At 67.2% G+C, this 18,158-nt stretch carries 15 protein-coding genes; 5 read left to right on the forward strand and 10 right to left on the reverse strand.

Annotation, left to right across the window (positions count from 1 at the left end; genetic code table 11):
- Positions 1 to 265: 265 nt before the first annotated feature.
- A complete protein-coding gene (locus tag MEBOL_RS12385) occupies positions 266 to 1,762 on the reverse strand; it encodes a sensor histidine kinase (RefSeq protein ID WP_095977627.1) in 1,497 nt (498 codons plus the stop codon).
- Positions 1,759 to 2,463: a GTP-binding protein gene (locus MEBOL_RS12390; RefSeq protein ID WP_095977628.1), complete on the reverse strand. Its 705-nt coding sequence runs from the start codon at positions 2,461 to 2,463 to the stop codon at positions 1,759 to 1,761. The genes MEBOL_RS12385 and MEBOL_RS12390 overlap by 4 nt, the downstream gene beginning before the upstream one ends.
- 290 nt (positions 2,464 to 2,753) lie before the next feature.
- Here MEBOL_RS12390 and MEBOL_RS12395 point away from each other — a divergent pair, with 290 nt between their 5' ends.
- The 3 genes from MEBOL_RS12395 (at position 2,754) to MEBOL_RS12405 (ending at position 6,346) form a co-directional block, all read left to right on the forward strand.
- Positions 2,754 to 3,290: a GNAT family N-acetyltransferase gene (locus MEBOL_RS12395; protein WP_095982734.1), complete on the forward strand. Its 537-nt coding sequence runs from the start codon at positions 2,754 to 2,756 to the stop codon at positions 3,288 to 3,290.
- A gap of 242 nt (positions 3,291 to 3,532) precedes the next feature.
- Positions 3,533 to 5,215: a type IV pilus twitching motility protein PilT gene (locus MEBOL_RS12400; RefSeq protein ID WP_095977629.1), complete on the forward strand. Its 1,683-nt coding sequence runs from the start codon at positions 3,533 to 3,535 to the stop codon at positions 5,213 to 5,215.
- Between the two features lie 6 nt (positions 5,216 to 5,221).
- Positions 5,222 to 6,346: a type IV pilus twitching motility protein PilT gene (locus MEBOL_RS12405; protein WP_095977630.1), complete on the forward strand. Its 1,125-nt coding sequence runs from the start codon at positions 5,222 to 5,224 to the stop codon at positions 6,344 to 6,346.
- A 3-nt stretch (positions 6,347 to 6,349) separates the two neighbouring features.
- Here the strand turns inward: MEBOL_RS12405 and yoaA are convergent, their stop codons facing one another.
- On the reverse strand, positions 6,350 to 8,374 hold the full coding sequence (gene yoaA / locus MEBOL_RS12410; protein ID WP_483869359.1) for a DNA repair helicase YoaA: 2,025 nt from the start codon (positions 8,372 to 8,374) through the stop codon (positions 6,350 to 6,352).
- A 210-nt stretch (positions 8,375 to 8,584) separates the two neighbouring features.
- Here yoaA and MEBOL_RS12415 point away from each other — a divergent pair, with 210 nt between their 5' ends.
- On the forward strand, positions 8,585 to 9,751 hold the full coding sequence (locus tag MEBOL_RS12415) for a Kelch repeat-containing protein (RefSeq protein ID WP_095977631.1): 1,167 nt from the start codon (positions 8,585 to 8,587) through the stop codon (positions 9,749 to 9,751).
- A 7-nt stretch (positions 9,752 to 9,758) separates the two neighbouring features.
- On the opposite strand, the gene MEBOL_RS12420 is transcribed toward MEBOL_RS12415, so the two are convergent.
- From MEBOL_RS12420 to MEBOL_RS12450, 7 genes are all read right to left on the reverse strand, one after another.
- The gene (locus MEBOL_RS12420) at positions 9,759 to 11,480 is read right to left on the reverse strand and encodes a CotH kinase family protein (protein WP_157774905.1); all 1,722 of its coding nucleotides are present in this window, start codon (positions 11,478 to 11,480) and stop codon (positions 9,759 to 9,761) included.
- Between the two features lie 449 nt (positions 11,481 to 11,929).
- A complete protein-coding gene (locus MEBOL_RS12425; protein ID WP_095977633.1) occupies positions 11,930 to 13,303 on the reverse strand; it encodes an MATE family efflux transporter in 1,374 nt (457 codons plus the stop codon).
- Between the two features lie 124 nt (positions 13,304 to 13,427).
- Entirely contained in the window at positions 13,428 to 14,630 is a 1,203-nt protein-coding gene (locus MEBOL_RS12430; RefSeq protein ID WP_095977634.1) for a UbiD family decarboxylase, read from the reverse strand.
- 24 nt (positions 14,631 to 14,654) lie between these two features.
- A complete protein-coding gene (locus MEBOL_RS12435) occupies positions 14,655 to 15,134 on the reverse strand; it encodes a phosphoribosyltransferase (protein ID WP_157774906.1) in 480 nt (159 codons plus the stop codon).
- Between the two features lie 113 nt (positions 15,135 to 15,247).
- Complete coding sequence (locus MEBOL_RS12440; protein WP_095977636.1) at positions 15,248 to 15,715, reverse strand: NUDIX hydrolase; 468 nt, start codon at positions 15,713 to 15,715, stop codon at positions 15,248 to 15,250.
- A gap of 16 nt (positions 15,716 to 15,731) precedes the next feature.
- Positions 15,732 to 16,421 carry an HAD family hydrolase gene (locus tag MEBOL_RS12445; RefSeq protein ID WP_095977637.1) on the reverse strand — a complete coding sequence of 230 codons (690 nt, stop codon included), beginning with the start codon at positions 16,419 to 16,421 and terminating at the stop codon, positions 15,732 to 15,734.
- Positions 16,415 to 17,383 carry a carbohydrate kinase family protein gene (locus MEBOL_RS12450; protein WP_095977638.1) on the reverse strand — a complete coding sequence of 323 codons (969 nt, stop codon included), beginning with the start codon at positions 17,381 to 17,383 and terminating at the stop codon, positions 16,415 to 16,417. Before MEBOL_RS12450 ends, MEBOL_RS12445 begins: the two co-directional genes overlap by 7 nt.
- 334 nt (positions 17,384 to 17,717) lie before the next feature.
- Between MEBOL_RS12450 and MEBOL_RS12455 the strand changes: the two genes are divergently transcribed.
- Entirely contained in the window at positions 17,718 to 18,158 is a 441-nt protein-coding gene (locus MEBOL_RS12455; protein ID WP_095977639.1) for a 6-pyruvoyl trahydropterin synthase family protein, read from the forward strand.

Below are 18,158 nucleotides of genomic sequence, written 5' to 3' on the forward strand. Positions count from 1 at the left end.
CTCCGGATCGAGGACTCCACGGCTCAGGCGCCAGGCAGGCGTCCGCGCTTCCATTGCCTTCAGTTCCTCGCCTGACACCAGTCCATCTCAAGAGCGGGCAAGCGTTGCATGAAGCAGCCCTGAATTCAGCGAGTTTCCACGTAGCCAGCGCTCATTCAAGACTCATCGAATCATTCGCCGGTCATGGGAATCCTCCCCACCAGGGAGTACAGCCGGACGGAGATGATCCGATGCGGATGGAGCGAACAGCGTGGGGCTCCAAGCGTCAGAAGCGCTCGGGCTCGGTGTCGATGGGAGGCGGGATGTAGGCCGGGCCCTGGCCCGACAAGGGCGGCTCCTTGGGCAGCACCACGCGGAAGCACGAGCCCTGGCCCACCTCGCTGCGCACGGACACCTGCCCGCCGTGCCCCTCCACGTAGCTCTTCACGATGGCCAGCCCCAGCCCGGCGCCGCCGTACTCGCGCGTCGGGCTGTCGTCCACCTGGTAGAAGCTCTGGAAGATGCGGTCGCGCTGGCTCTCGGGGATGCCCACGCCGGTGTCCTCCACCTCGATGGAGTAGCCCGTCACGCCCAGCTCCGGACGGGGGCCCAGCTCCGACAGGCGCACGTCGATGCGCCCCTGGCCCGGCGTGAACTTCACCGCGTTGGCCAACAGGTTCACCACCACCTGCCGCAACTTCTCCCGGTCACCCACCACGCGCGCCTGCACCACCGGCGGCATCCGCTGCTGGAGCGTCAGGCCCTTGCGCTGCGCCTGGGGCATCACGCTGGTGATGGCGCTCTCCACCAACTCCTGCACGTCCACCCACTCGAAGGCGAGCCGCACCTTGCCCGCCTCGATCTGGCTCATGTCCAGGATGGAGGAGATGAGCTTGAGCAGCGTGTTGCCCTTCTCCATGATGGTGCGCACGAACTGCATCTGCTCGGGGTTGAGTCCGCCCACGAGCCCCTCGGCCAGCATCTCCGAGTAGCCGATGATGGAGGCCAGGGGCGTGCGCAGCTCGTGGCTCACCGTGGACAGGAAGCTCGACTTGCTGCGGTCCGACTCCTTGAGCCGCTGATTGAGCCGGAGCAACTGCGTGTTCTGCGACTCCAGCTCGCGCTGGGTCTCCAGCATGGCCTCCAGGTGCAGCTGCCCCGTGAGATAGGACTTCTGGCCGGCCGCCAGCAGCGCCGCGAGCACCTGGGCCATGTGCGTCTGCACCCGTGACACCTCGGCCTCGGACAGGCGCCGCACCCGCGCCAGCAGTTCCCGCGCCCGCGCCACGTCCAGTCCCTCCACCTCCTCGAGCGCCGGCGACACGTCCCCCGCCTCCTCGGGCACGAAGGGTCCGAAGACGATGCGACCGAGCACATCTCCTTCCCAGGAAATGGGGGCCACCACGTAGCGCAGGCCGCTGAAGCAGGGGTGCGTCCACGACTCGCTCGCCGAGGCCCCCAGTGGGGCGAGCCCCTGGGCGCCGGGCGGAGCCCCTGGGGGAGACTCGCTCAGACGCTCCATCAGCGAGCCGCGGCGTGCGCGGCCCCTCGGGGTGGCGTCGAGCAGGTCGCAGAAGTCCCGGCCCGGCCCCTGGGTGTCCGCGAGCGTGCGGCCGCGCTCGTCGATCACCCCCACCCCCATGTGGAACAGCTCCCCGAGGCTGTCCACCACGTCGCCGAAGGTGAGTGGATCCAGCAGGTCCACGAGCGACAGCTTGCGCTGCAGCGCCAGGCCGGCGTGCTCCGGCGGGTTGCCCGCGGCGCCCGGGTTGTCGGAGCTCATCGCGCCTGGCTCCCCGTGGGCGGGTAGAGGGCTTCCAGGGAGGTGCCCGTGAGGTCCATCTGCTGGAAGATGTGGGTGAGGAATTCCTGCTCGCGCAGGCCGACGTTGCGCGACAAGCGCATGCGCTCATCCAGGTTGCGCCAGGCCGATTGCAAGAGCGCGTGCAGCGTCTCCATCACACCTTCTCCTCGAAGCGCCACCGCGCCCAGGATGGGCTCCGAGCCCCGCTGGCGAGCCGCCTCCAGCTCCTCGTCCGTCTGGGCGTCGGGCAGGTCTCGCTTGTTGAACTGGATGACCACCGGCACCTGGGAGCTGTCCAGGCCATTCTCCCTCATGTTCGCCCGGAGCCGCCGCCACGACGCGTTGTTCTCCGCGGCGGCGCTGCGGCGGCTGTCGGCGATGAAGGCCACCGCGTCGGCGTTCTGCAGCACCACGCGGCGCGTGGCGTCGTGGACGACCTGGCCCGGCACGGTGAAGAGCTTGAGCTTCACCTTGAAGCCGGAGCTGCTGGTGAAGAACACGGGGAGGAGATCGAAGAAGAGGGTGCGATCCTCGTGCGTCTCCACGCTGAGCAACCGGCCGCGAGCTTCCGGGCGGGCGCGCGCGTGGATGCAGCGCAGGTTCGTCGTCTTTCCACTCAGCCCGGGGCCGTAGTAGACGATCTTCAAGGTGAGTTCGCGCTGGGCGTGGTTGAGTTGCACGTGCGGAGCTCAGGGCGCCGAGGGGAAGGGGGAAGGTTGGGCCAGCGCGCTCGATGCGGACGGTTTTTTATAGTGAAAGGTGTTCAGCATTGAAAGCCGTCCCCTGTTTGTCGCATGGGGACGCCCCCGGACGAAGCGGGAGCGGGCGGCCTTGGAATGCCGCGAGCACGTGCGCAGTTTGGTGGAATCTGGCACCCCACTCCCCATGAGGGGAAATGTACGCCAAACCCTGGACGTGCACGAGCGGTGGCGAAGCGGTTAAGATCCTGAGTGCAATGGAGGAGCAAGGCATGACGATGAATCGGGTGGATGCGGGCGTGGAGGTGGGCGCGAAGCCAGTGCCAGACATGGCCAACCTGCCCAACGACCTGTCTCTGGCGGTGAAGTACAACACCCCGAGCGACGAGGATATGGCGTCCGTGGCCGGACTGCGCGCCAACTCGGAGCCGTGGCTGAGCCGCGGCGAGACGCTGGATGACAGCCTCAAGGCCCTCACGGGACTGCGGCCGTTCGTGCACGTGGCCAAGGTGCAGAACCAGGTGGTGGGCTATGTGACGGTGGAGCGCGATGGCCCGGTGCCCGGTGCCGCCTACATGCGCAACATCGTCATCAAGCCGGAGCTGCGCCGCCGGGGCGTGGGTTCCGCGGTGCTCAACCAGGCCCTGCAGGTGGCCCGGGACATGTACCGCAAGACGATCGCCCTGCGCGTGGACCCGGCCAACTCCACGGCGGTGAGCTTCTACCGCAAGGCGGGCTTCACCACGGTGGCCACCGTGGTGTCCAAGAAGTCCGGCAAGTTGCGCCTCCTCATGTCGCGCGAGCTGTAAGCGCGCGCTCATACACGCCACCAGTCGTGCCTGATAGCGCCCGGCCCGGCCCCTCCTCAGCGGGGGAGCCGCGCTGGGCGTTTTCATTTCCCGCGTCTACACGCTCGCCCGTCCACCACCCGGGCACCCGGGTCCAAAAAGTCCCCCCCCCCGCGCAGTCAGCCTCGAAAATCCCGGCTATGCTGCACTCCAGGCCCCGGGTGCCAGCCGTCCCGGGGGATGTGATGAGGGTGAGCCCGAGCATGAAGACCTTCACGGAACTGTTGCGTCACCTGAGCCAGCCGGGAGTCCAGGAGCTGGCCCTCATCAGCGGGCGAACACCCCTGGTGAAAACGGGCAACGGCTTCGAGTCCGTGGACGACGCGCTCCTCACCCCCGAGGGACTGCAGGAGGCCCTGCGGGGCATGGTGGGCGAGGCCCGCGTGGCCACGATCTCGGAGAAGCCCAGCCAGTGGGCCGTACGGCTCGAGGGACAGGGCTCGCTGATCGTCGGGGCGCTGCGTCGCGGCGACGTGCTCAACGTGCGCATCGTGCGCAAGGAGCCCCCACCCGCCTCGGCGCCCGCCCCCACTCCGGCACCCACCACACCTGCCTCCACACCCGCGGCGCGTCCGCCCGCGCCCGTCCCCGCCGCCAAGGCGCCTCGGGGCGGCGTGCAGATCCTCCCCACGGAGAAACCCGCCGCCGCTCCGTCCCCCGCCGAGACGATTCCCCCGCCCGACGAGCCCGAGGCCGAGGCCCCTCCGCCGCCCCGGCTCGTCGTGCGGCCCGAGTCCGCGGGCAACCTGAGCATGCTGCTCGAGGACGCGCGGGCCGTGGGTGCGAGCGATCTCCACGTCGTCGCCAGCCGCCCGCCCCTCTTCCGGCTCGTGGGGGAGCTGCTGCCCCATGGCGAGCCGCTGTCGCCCGAGTCCGTGGAGAAGATGCTGATGCCCCACGTGCCCGCCCGACTGCGCCCGGTGCTCGAGCGCGAGGGGAGCTGCGACTTCTCGCTCGACCTGGGCGACTCCGGCCGCTTCCGCGTCAACATCTCGCGCCAGCGCACCGGCTATAAAGGATGCTTCCGGCTCATCTCACGCGACGTCCCCACGCTCGAATCACTCGGGCTACCCGCGGACATCGCCAAGGCGTGCCACCACCACCAAGGCCTCATCGTCGTCACCGGCCCCTCGGGCCACGGCAAGACGAGCACGCTCGCGGCCATCATCGACATCATCAACCGCGACACCACGCACCACGTGCTCACCGTGGAGGATCCCGTCGAATACCTCCACCCGCGCAAGAAGGCGCTCCTGAGCCAGCGCGAGGTGGGCACGCACACCAAGAGCTTCGCCAGCGCCCTCAAGGGCAGCCTGCGCGAGGATCCGGACGTCATCCTCGTGGGCGAGCTGCGCGACACGGAGACGGTGCGCATGGCGCTCGCCGCGAGCGAGACGGGCCACCTGCTCGTGAGCACCATGAACACGCCGAGCGCCGCGAAGACGATCGACCGCCTCATCGACCTGTTCCCCCCGGGCGACCAGGCCCAGGTGCGCATGACGCTCGCGAGCAGCCTGCGCCTCATCGTGAGCCAGCGGCTCCTGCCCTCCACCGACGGCCGGAGCCTCGTGGCCGCCGCCGAGCTGCTGCCGGGCTCGGTCGCCCTGGGCAACCTCATCCGCGACAACAAGACATTCCAGATTCCCTCCCTGCAGCAGCGCGGCAAGAGCCTCGGCATCGTGCGCTTCGACGACTCGCTCGCCGAGCTGGTCCGCTCCGGACGCACGACGCTGGAGACGGCGCGCCTCTACGCGGAGAGCCCCGACGAGGTGGAGGCCATGGTGACGGGCAAGCGCCCCGGTGCCCCTCCGCCCGAGGCCGCGCCAGACCCCGCCAAGCAGTTGCTGTCCAAAATGGGCAATCTCCTCAACCGCAAGAGCGCCTGAGCCCCGATGACTTCCTCACCGCGCATCGCCGCCTTCTTCGACAAGCTCCTGGAGGCCAAGGGGAGCGACCTGCACCTGAGCGTGGGCCACCCGCCGCTGGGCCGCATCCGCGGAGGCCTCATGCCCCTGCGTGAGGCGCTGCTCACCCAGGCGGAGCTCGAGGCCATGCTCTTCGAGCTCACCAGCCCCGAGCAGAAGCGCCACATCACCGAGGAGCTGGACCTCGACTTCGCCTACAGCTACGGCACGCGCGCGCGCTTTCGCGCCAACTACTTCTACAAGACGAGCGGCATCGCGGCCGTCTTCCGCACCATCCCGAGCAAGGTGCTGTCGCTCGCGGACCTCAACACCCCCGAGGTGGTGAAGAAGCTGGCCGAGCGCCGCAGCGGGCTCGTGCTCGTCACCGGCCCCACGGGCAGCGGCAAGTCCACCACGCTCGCGGGGATGATCCACCACATCAACCACACGCGCCCCGCGCACATCCTCACCATCGAGGATCCCGTGGAGTTCGTGCACGAGTCGGCGAAGTCCCAGGTGACACACCGCGAGGTGGGCATGCACGCCTCCAGCTTCGCCACCGCCATCCGCTCGGCGGGCCGCGAGGACCCGAACGTCATCCTCATCGGCGAGCTGCGCACCAACGAGACGATGAAACTCGCGCTCCAGCTGGCCAGCTTCGGCGTGCTCGTCTTCGCCACGGTGCACACCAACAGCGCCCCGGCCACCATTGATCGCATGATCAACTCGTTCCCCGCCGACGAGCAGCCCCAGGTGCGCGGCATGCTCGCGGAGGGACTCGCGGGCATCGTCGCCCAGCAGCTCATCCGCACCGCGGACGGCAAGGGCCGCGTGGCCGCGCTGGAAATCCTCATCGGCACGAGCGCCATCGCGTCGATGATCCGCGAGGGCAAGGTGTTCCAGATCGCCAGCAAGATGCAGGCGAGCCAGAACCTGGGCATGCAGACGCTCGACATGCACCTGGAGCGGCTGGTAGCCGCCAACACCATCACCCCGGAAGCCGCCATGGAGAAGGCCCAGGACAAGGAAGCCCTCGCCAAGGTGATTCAGCGGCTCAAGCCGGAGTTCGACACCTCGGCTTTCGAGGGCGCCGAGGCCAGCGGCGGGCACTGAGCCTCAGGGCTCCATGTCGTAGACGGGCTCGCCGAGGAACCACGCCTCCAGCGCCTCGGGCTGGTGCGTGCGCCAGGCGGGCGGCAGGCTCGCGAGGAACGCGCGGCCGTAGCTCTTCGTCACGATCCGCCGATCCAGCATCGCCACGATGCCCCGGTCCGCCCGCGTGCGGATGAGCCGCCCGAAGCCCTGCCGGAGCGCCAGCGCCGCCTGCGGCAACTGGTAGCCCCCAAAGGGCTCCTCGCCCCGGGCCTCCAACTGACGGATGCGCGCCGCCACCAAGGGGTCTCCCGGAGAGGCGAAGGGCAGGCGGTCGATGATGACCAGGCTCAGCGCGTCGCCCGGCACGTCCACGCCCTCCCAGAAGCTGTGCGCCGCGAAGAGCACGCTGGGCTGCTCGCGGAACGCCTCCAAGAGCTGCTGCTTGGGCCGCTCGCCCTGCAGGAGCACCTGATACGGCAGGCGGTGCCTCGCGAGCGCGTGGGCCCGCTCCATGTTGCGCAGCGAGGTGAAGAGCACGAAGGCCCTTCCGCCCGTCACGTCGCACAAGCGGACGATCTCCTCCGCCGCGGCCTCGATGAAGCCCGGAGCCGCGGGGTCCGGCAGGTGCGTGGGCAGGTAGAGCGCCGACTGCCGCTCGAAATCAAAGGGGCTCGGCACCGCCACTGTCCGCACGCTCGTCACCGGCACGCCGTCCGCGTCGAACAGGCCCATGCGCCGCGCGTAGAAGTCGAAGCGGCCCTCCGCCGCCAGCGTCGCCGAGGTGAACACCACCGTGTCCACGCTCCCATACAGCCGCTCCTGCAACTCGCGCGACACCTCGATGGGGCTCGCGCGCAGGAACACGCCCCGCCCCCGCATCTCGGCCCAGTACACGTGGTCGTTCGACTCCACCTTCTCCAGGAAGGACAGGTCCGCCACCAGCTCCGCGCACCGCCGCGTGAGCAGCGTCAGCTCCGGCTCGCGCTCACTCGTCGTGAAGGCCGACAGCGCCGAGAGCGCCACCTTCACCTGCTCGATGGAGCCCGACAGCCGCTCCAGACGCTCGGGCTTGAGCGCCACCGCGCCCTCCTGCTCGGTGAGCCCCAGCACCCGGGGCGCCTGCGAGAAGAGCGCCTCGGAATACGTGCGCAGCCGCACCACCAGCGAGGACAGCATCCCGAAGCGCGTGTCCGTGGGCGCCATCGCCCCCAGCGCGTCGCGCACCAGCTCCTCCAACCGGAAGCTCGACACCGAGTGCCCGAAGTAGCTGCCCGCCGCGTCCTCCAGCGAGTGCGCCTCGTCGAAGATGACCGCGTCATAGGGCGGCAGGACGCCCTCGCTCCCCTTCCCCCTGCCCCGCAGCGCCAGGTCCGCGAAGAAGAGGTGGTGGTTGACCACCAGCAGGTCCGCCTGCTCCGCCGCGCGCCGCGTGCGCGTCACGAAGCAGTTCTCGTACACCGGGCACTTCGAGCCCAGGCACGTGTCCGATGTCGTCGACAGCCGGCCCCACGCACTGAATGACTCGGGCAGCGCCAGCTCGCTCCGGTCTCCCGTCTCCGTGCTGCCCGCCCAGGCCCGCAGGTGCGGCCAGGCGTGTCCCTCCTCGCGCGTGGCGAACTGGGGATCCTTCTGGAAGGCCTCGTAGCGGTGCAGGCACAGGTAGTTGTTGCGCCCCTTGAGGTACGCCGCCTCGAAGGAGAGACCCATCCGCTCGCGCAGCAGGGGCAGGTCCTTGAAGAAGATCTGCTCCTGGAGCGTCTTCGTCGCCGTGGACACCACCACGCGCCGGCCCGACAACAGCGCGGGCACCAGATAGGCGAGCGTCTTGCCCGTGCCCGTGCCCGCCTCGGCCAGCAGGTAGCCGCGCTCGTCGAAGGCCCGCTCCACCGAGCGCGCCATCTGGAGCTGCTCCGGCCGGTATTCATAGGCGTCCAACGCGGCCTCCAACGCCCCCCCCGGCCCGAGCAGGGAGTCGACAGAGGGACGCAGCGGGGATGCGGGCAGGGCCATGGGGGACAGGGGCACGGAGCGGGGGAAGACGGACACGGGAAGATAACAGTGCGCCACTCCTCCGTCGGCTTTTGAGCCGCGCGCCGCCGCACGCTCGCCTGGAGGGCGCGCTTGCTCGAAACCTCGCCTCCCCCGTTCCTCCCGGACGGAGACGTCCTTTCGCGGTCCAAGCGATTCCAGCCACACGCTCCTGTACAACGCTTTCGCCTCCATCGAGGAGGTGAAGCACGTAACCGGGGGGATTGCGTGAAGAGAAAGCCCAGCTACCTGAAGTGCCTGCTGACGGTGCTCGCGACGTCCAGCGGGTGTTCGCCCATGACCGACGGCGCGGAAGGTATCAGCCCAAGGACAGAGCCATCTCCCGCACGGCGCGGGGCGCTCGAGGACTCCAGGGCCGAATGGACCCAGACGGGACACATCAACGGGCAGCGCGTGGGACACACCGCGACCCCGCTCGAGGAGGGACTTGTGCTGGTGGTCGGCGGCTACAACCCGTCCATTACGCTCTACAACGACAGCACCGGCACCTGGAAGGACACCAGCCCATCCGGATTCACTCATTACGGCCACACAGCCACACGGATCCTCAATGGCCGCGTGCTCGTCGTGGGCGGCGGCGAGGACCACACCCGGCGCAACACGGAGCTGTATGACCCGGAGCTGGGCAAGTGGCTCAAGGCCGGCTCCATGGAGGCGCCGCGCTACGACCACACCGCCACGCGCCTGCCGGATGGCAAGGTGCTCGTCACCGGAGGCACCCGCTCCGCGTCCGGTGGTGCCTCGCTGACCTCCGCCGAGCTCTATGACCCCACCACCGATGCCTGGACCCAGGTGGGCTCCCTGAGCGAGGGCCGCAGCCATCACACCGCCACGCTCCTGCCGGACGGCAAGGTGCTCGTCGTGGGCGGCCAGAGCAAGGAAAGCCAGGTATTGGCCTCCACCGAGGTCTACGATCCCAAGAAGCGCACCTTCTCCTCCGCGGGAACCCTGCGCCTGCCGCGCCGCTACCACTCGGCCACACCGCTGCCCTCGGGGCAGGTGCTCATCACGGGTGGAGAGGAGACCTTCGATTTCGCGGCGTCGCCGTCCGAGTTGTACGACCCCGCCACGGGCACCTGGGGCAGTACCGGAACCCCGGCCCAACCCCGCCGCTACCACTCGGCCACGATCCTGCCGGACGGCAAGGTGCTCGTCACGGGCGGCTACCATGAATCCGCGGGGGTCCTCGACAACACGGAGGTGTACGACCCCACCGCGGGCACGTGGAGCGGCACGCCCACCATGCACACGGACCGCTACCGGCACACCGCCACGCTGTTGCCGAGCGGCAGGGTGCTGGTGGTCGGAGGCCTGAGCAACGACGACTCCACCGTCACGGAACTGTACGGGAACACGCCCACGCCCATCCCCTAGTCGGCCACTACTGTTCGAGGAACTGGCGCATCCGCGCGGGGCGCTCGCGGATGAAGCGCAGCGTCTCCTCCACCGCCTTGTCGAACTGGGCGTTCGACGACTCCTTGCGCGGATCCGCGTGGGCATCCGAGGCGATCTGGCTTCGGATGTCCCTCGCGCGGGCCTCGAGTCCCGCGGTCTCGAAGGCCTGTGTCACCTCCTCCATCCGCGTGGCGATGGCCGCCCGGCAATCCGCCTCCTCCATGCACCGCACCGCGAGCACTCCCGCCACGTCCCACGGGTTCTGCTCCAGGCCCGCGCCTCGCCCCAGTCTGTGGCCAAACGTCTGATCGATTCCTCCCGACAGCAGCGACCAACGCCCCGTGGAGGGATCCTGATACACCCGATAGTTGTTGCGCGTGTCGAAGGAGTAGCCGTCCCAGTGCGCGATGACGCCCTCGATGGACCACGTGGTGAGGAACTGGTCGTAGTCGAAGAACGCCTGCACCTCGGGATAGAAGCCCCCCTTGGGGAGAGCCGCCAGGCGCCGTGTGAGTTCACGCAGGGGCGCGTAGCCATCCCCCGACGCTCCCGAGCCACACGCGCCGCCTCCCGACAGCTTGCGCTCCAGACAGAAGCCGCTCGGATCCTCACCCGGCGCCGGCACGTTCTCCGGCACGAGGTCGCACCAATACGAGCCCTCGTAGAGCGCGCCACTCTTGTCCTCGAACCAGCGCGCCAGGAACTTCCGATCGATGGACTCCACGTGCGTGTAGAGGCCCCAATACTCGCCATTGACGAACAGCCGCACCGAGGCCGCTCGGGGCGCGGGCATCCCCAGTTCGCGGAAGAACGCATATCCCAGACGCGCGTTCATCTGGCTGTGGTCCTGCACGTTGTTGTCGAAGGTGAAGTTCTTTCGTCCGAACAGCTCCCGTGACTCCGGGCAGCCGGGCGTCTCGGGATCATCCCACTCCAGGTCCACCTTGAAGGAGGCCTTGCCCTCGAGCGAACGCGCCGAACCACAACCGCCCTTCACATGCACCCCGACGTTCTCGAAGACCCGCTCGCCCAGGCGCAACGTGGCCCGGTAGTCCTGGCGCTCGTGAGGGACACAGTCGGGAGGCACGGCCTCCGCGTTCATCGCGGCCCACGAGTCCGGAGGAATATCGAGGTGGAACTCCAGCACCTGCCCCTCGTCGAAGAGTTCCCCGGACGCATCGTCCGCGCGGAAGAAACGCCAGGCGCTCCACTCGCCCCAGACCTCACACGGCTCGGGCACATACGCGTAGCGCACCCGCACCGCGTACCGCTCCCGCTCGGAAAGCGCCCTCACGCCCGCCATGAAGGCCCCATCGGCCAGCCGCACCTCGGCGAGCGAGGCGGGCGCGTTCACCGACGCCGACCAGACGAGCCCCACCGGCGCTCCCGCCTCCACGGACCAGATCTCGAACCGGGCCCGTTCCGGCGCCACGCTCCCGGAGTTCTCGAAGCCCGCCGCCTGTACCGTCAGCTCTTCCGCCGAGACCCACGCTTCCGCCACCGGGAGGGCGATCTCCGGCGCGGCGGGTAGCACCGGAGGCGCCTCGCAGGCGGTTCCAACGGGAGGAGACGGTGGATCCACGGGCGCGGAGGGCTCCGTGGGCGCGAACGGCGTGGGCGGCTCGGTGGATTCGGAGTCCTCGGGCAACGCGGGAGAACACGCGGCGAGCACGAAGACCAGACAGGCCAGCGGCAGTTTCTTCCTCACGACAGCGAACTTGAGCCGGCCCTTCCCGTGCGGCAGCACCCGTCCCAGGCCCGCTTTCTCCCCGGCCGAGCATCTTGGAAGGGCTGGAGAATCTTCCCCTCCCGGGAACGTCCGCCGCCGTAAGTCTTACTGCCCTCCGGGGCAGATTCGACCCGTCTACCCACGCAACCCCTTGGAATCACATGTCCCCCGGGGCCCCGGGCCCATGGCATGCGCCCTGCTATAGGACTCCAGCAAGAAGTCAGGGCGGGTTGGACGGGGCAGAACGGGCGGGGCGGGGCAGGACGGGCGGGATGGGATGGGCGGGGCGGGGTTGGACGGGCGGGACGGGGCAGGAGATTCCGAGCAGGAGTCGAGCTGAACGGGGGCAGTAACACTTCGGGGGAAGTGGGTAGGGAGAGTCCGTCGGGGAGGAGTCGCTGGGGGCGGCTCCTCCCCGATTCTTTTTGTCAGGTATTCAGGGGCCGGAGAGTGCCGGCGCTCAGCCGCTCGAAACGCCAGAAAAGCGTCACCGCCACGGCAGTGAGCCCGATGCACAGGCCCCACCAGATGCCCAGCACCCCGTAGCCCATGCGGAAGCCCAGCAGCAGCGCCACGGGCAGCCCCACCAGGTAATGCCCCACCATGTTGGCCACGAGGGGAAAACGCGTCTCTCCCACGCCTCGCAGCACGCCCGCCCCCACGGCCTGCAAACCATCGGAAATCTGGAAGACGGCGCTCACCATGAGCAGAGGCAGCACCAGCGGCAGCACCTCTCGCGGGGCTCCCACGAACAGGGCCAATGGCAAGGGGAAGAAGGCGAACACCAAGGCACACAGGCTCATGAAGGCCGTACCACTGGCGAAGGCCATGAATCCACTTTGGCGGGCCTGCTGCGTATTGAAAGCCCCCACCGCCCAGCCCACGCGCACGCAGCCCGCGTTGCCAATACCCAGCGCCACCGTGAAGGAAATGCTGGCATAGGTAATGGCGATCTGGTGGGCGCTCATGCTCTCCGCGCCCAGTCCACGAGCGAGCACTCCCGCCAGGGAGAAAATGCCCACCTCGGCCGCGATGTGCAGTCCAATGGGAAATCCCACGCGCAGGGCTTGGAGCACGTCTTCGCGCACCAGCTTGCTCGAGGGTTTGCCTCCCGGAACATCCACCCGGCGCACCGCCCAGGCCACGATGGCCGACTGCAACACACAGCACAGCAGCGTGGACAGGGCCGATCCCGTCACGCCCAGGGCAGGAATCTCTCGCAGTGGCCCGAAAGCGGCCGGCAGCTCCGCCCCACCGAAGACGAGCAGGAGATTCGCCCCCAGATTGAAGATATTGGCCGCCACCGTGGCCACCACCAAGGCTCCGGTGCGCCCCACCGCCTGCAAGTAGGAGCGTGCGACCATGAACAGCAAGAGCAAGGGCAGGCTCGGCGCACGCCACAGAAGATAGTCATGGACCAGTGGGAGCTCGGCGAAATCAACGCCCAGGGAGGCCAGCACCGTCGGCAACAGCATCAGCGGCACCGCCAGGATCACTCCAACGGCGATTGCCAGGTAGCTGCCCTGCCAGAAGATGACCCGGGCCCGCGAGAGATTGCCCGCCCCCACGTTCTGGGTGAGCAGAGGATCCACCCCCATCAACAATCCAGAGGCGAAACTGGAGACCGCGAAGAAAATCGCGGTGGACAAACCCACGGCGGCGAGTGCATCCGTGCCAGTGCGCCCCACCACCGCGGTATCCACGAACCCCATGAGCGCCTGACCCGCGTGGGCAATGGCAATGGGGAGGGCGAGTTTCCAGAGCTTGAAGAACTCCTCGCGGCGGCTGTTGAGCTTCGACATGGCGGGGTGTTCTAGCAGGCTACCGAAGAAGTCGGAACTGACAGCAACGCCGATGGCCGCGCCACACCAGACGGCTTCAGCGCGCGGGGTGGTGGAGCGAGGGATCCCACCACCCTGGAGCAGATCAATACTCGACCCAGTGAAACTCTTCCGTTCGCCGGACGATGAGGCCCAACCTGTCGCCTCGGCGCTGGCCACGCTTCATGTATGCCATGGAAGAGACCTCGAAGTCGTGGATGGCCAGGTCCGCGAGCGGGCTCCGGATGTCCTGCGAGACCACGACGATCTTGGTACGCTTGTCACACTGCATCGCGGCGTCCAGAAGTTCCCGGCTCGGCTCCGGGCTTTGGATCAGCGTCAGGAACTCGCCAAAGGAACTGAGCGGATTGGCGACGTCCTCCACCGCGAAGCCTTGGGACCGGAGATGATGGTAGATCAGCATCTCGTTCTGCAGGGACATCAAGGTGAGGCCGCTCTCCTTCCCGCAGAACAGCCCGAGGAAGTGAGGATCCGGGCGGCAGTAGATCTCATCGATCTCCATCACCGGACTGCGCGTGGACTTGCTGTAGTAACCCTTGAACTCACCGAAGGGCGCCTCCTCGTCCAACTCATTGAGGATCCGGCCCCTGAACACGAACTCGGCCTCGGCTGGCGCGGGCGGGTATTCACCCCCCGGCTCATCCAACAGCAGCGGGCTGCCAGAGATACAGGACGCGAACTCGTAGCTGTCCTGGTTGTAGGGGACGTTGGACGCACCGCTGAGGTACGTGGACAAGGGTCCGCCAACGTGGAGCGTGATGGGCACGTCCTTCTTCCCGCTCGCCCACTGCGCCTGCAGGATGCGATACGCATCCGTGCGGGGATCCATGAAGATGACGCACCGCTTCGAGTCCTTGACGAACGCACGGTAGAATCCCAGGTTGTATCCCTGGGTCTCCGGGTTGTGCAGACACGCCACCGCCGAGGTGAAGTAGCGCCCCTTGTCTCCCGGCTGGTGCAGCATGACGGGCACCTGCTCCAACCCCTCCAGCCGCTGCGTCGCCAGACTCGCGGACCGCCGCACGTCGCTCCGGCCCTGCTGAAGCCGCTCGTGCAGCACCTGCAGGTAGTTTTCCTGCGGGAGTTGCAGGGACTGCAACAGGAGCGGGCGCTTGAGCAGGTTCATGACGACCTTGGCCTGCGGAAAGCCCTTGACCCGGGGAAACAGGAACGTCGGGTACTCGCCGTACTTCTTCATCCAATCGCTGATGAAGCGGGTCATCTCCAGTTCTGGAGACATCGGCTCATCGGCGATGAACAGCTTCGCATTCTGCATTGCGGAACGCATTCGCGCACTCTCCAGTCCGTTGGACTACAGCTTGCCTTCCCACGGGAAGGTGATCCATCCGTGGATGAGACAGCCATGGTGGTCCACGACATCCCGCGGCGTGGCCGTCCCAAGGTTCTTCTGATTGACCACCAGGACGCTGGTCACCAACGTCTTGCACAGGGGCCGGAGCAGACCGCACGCCGTCCGCATCGTCAGGCCCTCGCCCACGATGTCGTCCACGAGCAACACGTTGCGCCCCTTGAGCATCGACTCGTTCAGGATGCCCCTCAGCACGGGGGCGGACTTGGTGGCGTTGACGGAATCCGAGTCGGTCCGCTTGATGTCCACCACCGCGAAGTCTCTCACTCCCAGGTGGTGGGAAAGCATCACGGCCGGAACCAGCCCCGCCCGGGAAACGCCGAGCACCACGTCGATCTCCTTGCCCTTGATCTGACGGGCCAGGAGTTCCACCAGTTGATCGATCTCTTGCCAGGACAGATGCAGCTTGCTCTTTTTTTCCATGAGGTCATCCCGGGTTGGCGCGGGGAAGCCACGCACTGAGAACTCCTAACAACAGTCCGCTCCAAGAGGCGTGCCCCGCTGGCGGATGGCCCCCCCTACTTCGGTCAGGAGCGCTAAGGCGTCTTGTCATTCACACGAACGAGCCGCAAGTCCATGTCGTACTCGTAACGTGCTTCATACACCGTGGGTCCAGGCTCGAGGAGCCGCGGAAAGAAGATGGCATCCGACTCCGGAATGGCGGGCGGCTTCACCTCGTGGATGGGCCACCAGCGCAAGGTTCCCTCGCGCGGGTCCCCGAGAAGCTCTCCAGAGAAGTCTCTCGTCACGTAGATGAAGATCATCCACTGCCAATCGGGACGGCCGGACACCTCGGTCACGATGCCCCGCAGGGTCAGCTCCTTCGCGTCCAGTCCCGTTTCCTCCCGCAGCTCGCGCAACGCGCACTCGCGGGGTGACTCCAGGGGCTCGATCTTCCCACCGGGAGCGACCCACATCCCCTGGAAGGGTTTGGACTTGCGCTGGGCCAGCAACACCTGGTCGCCCTGGATGCAGTAAATCAACGTGGTCAGGGTCGGCTTCAATCGGGCAGCCCTCGCATCACAGGTTCTTCACATGCGCCACGAGATCACCCAGGCGCGCCAACGTCGCGAAGCTCTGGGCGGAGCTGGAGCTATCGACCACCTCGTGGGCCCACGTGAGGTGATAGGGTACATGGACCGCCTGCCCCCCCAACTCCACCACGGGGAGGATGTCCGAGCGCACGGAGTTGCCCACCATCAGGAACTCCTGGGCCTTCACCCCATGCTTCGCCAGGATGCGCCGGTAGGAGTCGGTGTTCTTTTCCGAGATGATTTCCACCCCGTGGAACAAATCCGCCAGCCCAGAACGCACCAGCTTGGCCTCCTGCTCGAGGAGATCGCCCTTGGTGATGAGCAGCAGGCGGTGGGAGTTCGTCAGCGCGCTCACGGTCTCCCGCGCTCCCTCCAGGAGGTTGGTGGGCCCCTTGAGCAGGGATTTCACCGCATCGACGATCCGCTGGATTTCAGCGCCCGTGACGCGCCCCTCGGTCAGCTCGATGGCCGTCTCGATCATCGACAGGGCGAAGCCTTTCGCCCCATAACCGAAATACTCCAGGTTGCGGCGCTCCACATCCAGCAGCTTGCGGTCAATCCACTCGGCGGAGTGGTATTGAGCGAGCAGCTGCCGGAACAAAACCTGCACATCCGCGAAGAGGTTCTCGTTGTGCCAGAGCGTGTCGTCCGCGTCGAACCCAATCGTCGTCACCATGCGGGCCTCCCCTCACTCGTTCTCATCAAAACTTCTTCGCACGGGCCCGAGCGCACGGCTTCCGCCACCTCGACCGTTCTGCGGGCCGCCTCAAGGCCGCCCCTTATCGCACAGGAGAAGTCGCCGTGTAAGCACATCCCTCCGATGAAGCCCGAGGCGAATGCATCTCCCGCGCCCAGCGTCGAGACGACCTGGGCGGGAGGCGCCGGGTAGAAACGGATCTCCTGCTGAGCGTGGCCCGCGACCACGCCCTGCGCGCCCAGCGTGACGATGGCCCATGTCAGACCCTCCTCCAGCAGGCGACGGACACCAGCCTCGGCCGCCGCGGTGTCCTGGATGGGCATACCGAGCAGGGTGGAGAACTCCTGGCCATTGGCCACGATCCCGTGGAAGCCGCGCAACACCTCCATGGGCAGCCCAATGTCGTAAATGCGGGTGGGCATGGCGACCGTGGTGAGACCCAGGGCTCGCGCATGCGCGGCCAGGCTGGCCAACAACTCCGGCCGAAGCCCCGTCTCCAACACCACGTAGCCTCCGTCCGAACCCAGCTGCTCCTGGACGAATGCCCAATCCAACCGCTCATAAGGAGGCGTGACGAGCTGCTGCCGCCGCACCTCTCCCCCCGCGCCCATCAAGCCCACGAACCGCCCAACGCCCCCCTCCGTCTCACGCGCGCGGACGTGAACACCGGCCCGCTCCAATCGCGCTCTCATCTCGGCGCCAATGCCATCCGGACTGAGCAGCGTCACCAACTCCACCCGCGCGCCCATCCATCCGAGATTCTCGGCCACGTTGCGTGCCACGCCGCCGTGCCGGAATGGCATTCCCGCCACATCATCGTTCGCCTGATGGATCACATAGTCGGCCAGGACAGAGCCGATGACGGTCACTCGAACGCCCTTCCTCGAGGACACTCGGGACTCGGGCCTGGCCGCACCTGCGTGGGAATGCTGGGAAATCATTTCGGAAGGATGAGCGAGTCGAGGGGGGCGTGAAGCGCCCGGTACGCTCGCTCGGCGTTGGCGCGGACAAGCACTCGCTCGCTTGGCATCCTACGGATCCCCTCCAAGCCAATGCAAGCAAAATCCGATGTTCGATATTTCCAGGTCAAACCAGAATAACAGGTACAGCCAACTTTTTTACGAAAACCCGTTTTCTGGTTATCTCAGGTTTTCCTTGACTAGGATCAAAATAAATATCAAGGTCCTTTTCGTCTCACGCGTCGTCTAGTGGGCAAATGCCGCGGCCAGGGAGGCACAGAGTCTTCCCGCCGAGACACATCTTCCGGGGATTGAAATGGAGCAGATCCACGCTGTCCGCCGAATCCAGTTCGCGGCGGGCCACCGCGTTTTCCAGCATGAATCGAAGTGCCGTAACCTGCATGGCCACAATTATGTGGCGTTCTTCCATGCCAGGGCGGAGTCGGGACTGGACGCCATCGGGCGCGTCATCGATTTCAGCGTTCTGAAGGAGAAGCTCGGAGGCTGGGTCGACGAGAACTGGGACCACGGCTTTCTCGCCTGGGAGAAGGACACGGAGGCGCTCGAGGCGATTCGCAAGGTTCCCGGGCAGAAGGTGTATGTGACGAAGAGGAACCCCACCGCCGAGAACATGGCGCTGGAGCTGCTTCTGGAAGTGGCGCCGAAGGTGCTCGCGGGCACCGGTGTGACGCTCTCCCGCGTGGTGTTGTGGGAGACGGAGAACTGCTACGCCGAGGTGCAAGTCGATGTACGGTAA

Origin of the sequence: Melittangium boletus DSM 14713, assembly GCF_002305855.1 — a bacterium.
GTDB classification, from domain to species: domain Bacteria; phylum Myxococcota; class Myxococcia; order Myxococcales; family Myxococcaceae; genus Cystobacter; species Cystobacter boletus.

Coding starts and splice junctions, on each gene's coding strand:
- MEBOL_RS12430 (WP_095977634.1), bottom strand. CDS start 14,630: ATGCGTTCCGCAATGCAGAATGCGAAGCTGTTCATCGCCGATGAGCCG.
- MEBOL_RS12435 (WP_157774906.1), bottom strand. CDS start 15,134: ATGGAAAAAAAGAGCAAGCTGCATCTGTCCTGGCAAGAGATCGATCAA.
- MEBOL_RS12445 (WP_095977637.1), bottom strand. CDS start 16,421: ATGGTGACGACGATTGGGTTCGACGCGGACGACACGCTCTGGCACAAC.
- MEBOL_RS12425 (WP_095977633.1), bottom strand. CDS start 13,303: ATGTCGAAGCTCAACAGCCGCCGCGAGGAGTTCTTCAAGCTCTGGAAA.
- MEBOL_RS12395 (WP_095982734.1), top strand. CDS start 2,754: ATGACGATGAATCGGGTGGATGCGGGCGTGGAGGTGGGCGCGAAGCCA.
- MEBOL_RS12400 (WP_095977629.1), top strand. CDS start 3,533: ATGAAGACCTTCACGGAACTGTTGCGTCACCTGAGCCAGCCGGGAGTC.
- MEBOL_RS12455 (WP_095977639.1), top strand. CDS start 17,718: ATGGAGCAGATCCACGCTGTCCGCCGAATCCAGTTCGCGGCGGGCCAC.
- MEBOL_RS12450 (WP_095977638.1), bottom strand. CDS start 17,383: ATGATTTCCCAGCATTCCCACGCAGGTGCGGCCAGGCCCGAGTCCCGA.
- MEBOL_RS12385 (WP_095977627.1), bottom strand. CDS start 1,762: ATGAGCTCCGACAACCCGGGCGCCGCGGGCAACCCGCCGGAGCACGCC.
- MEBOL_RS12405 (WP_095977630.1), top strand. CDS start 5,222: ATGACTTCCTCACCGCGCATCGCCGCCTTCTTCGACAAGCTCCTGGAG.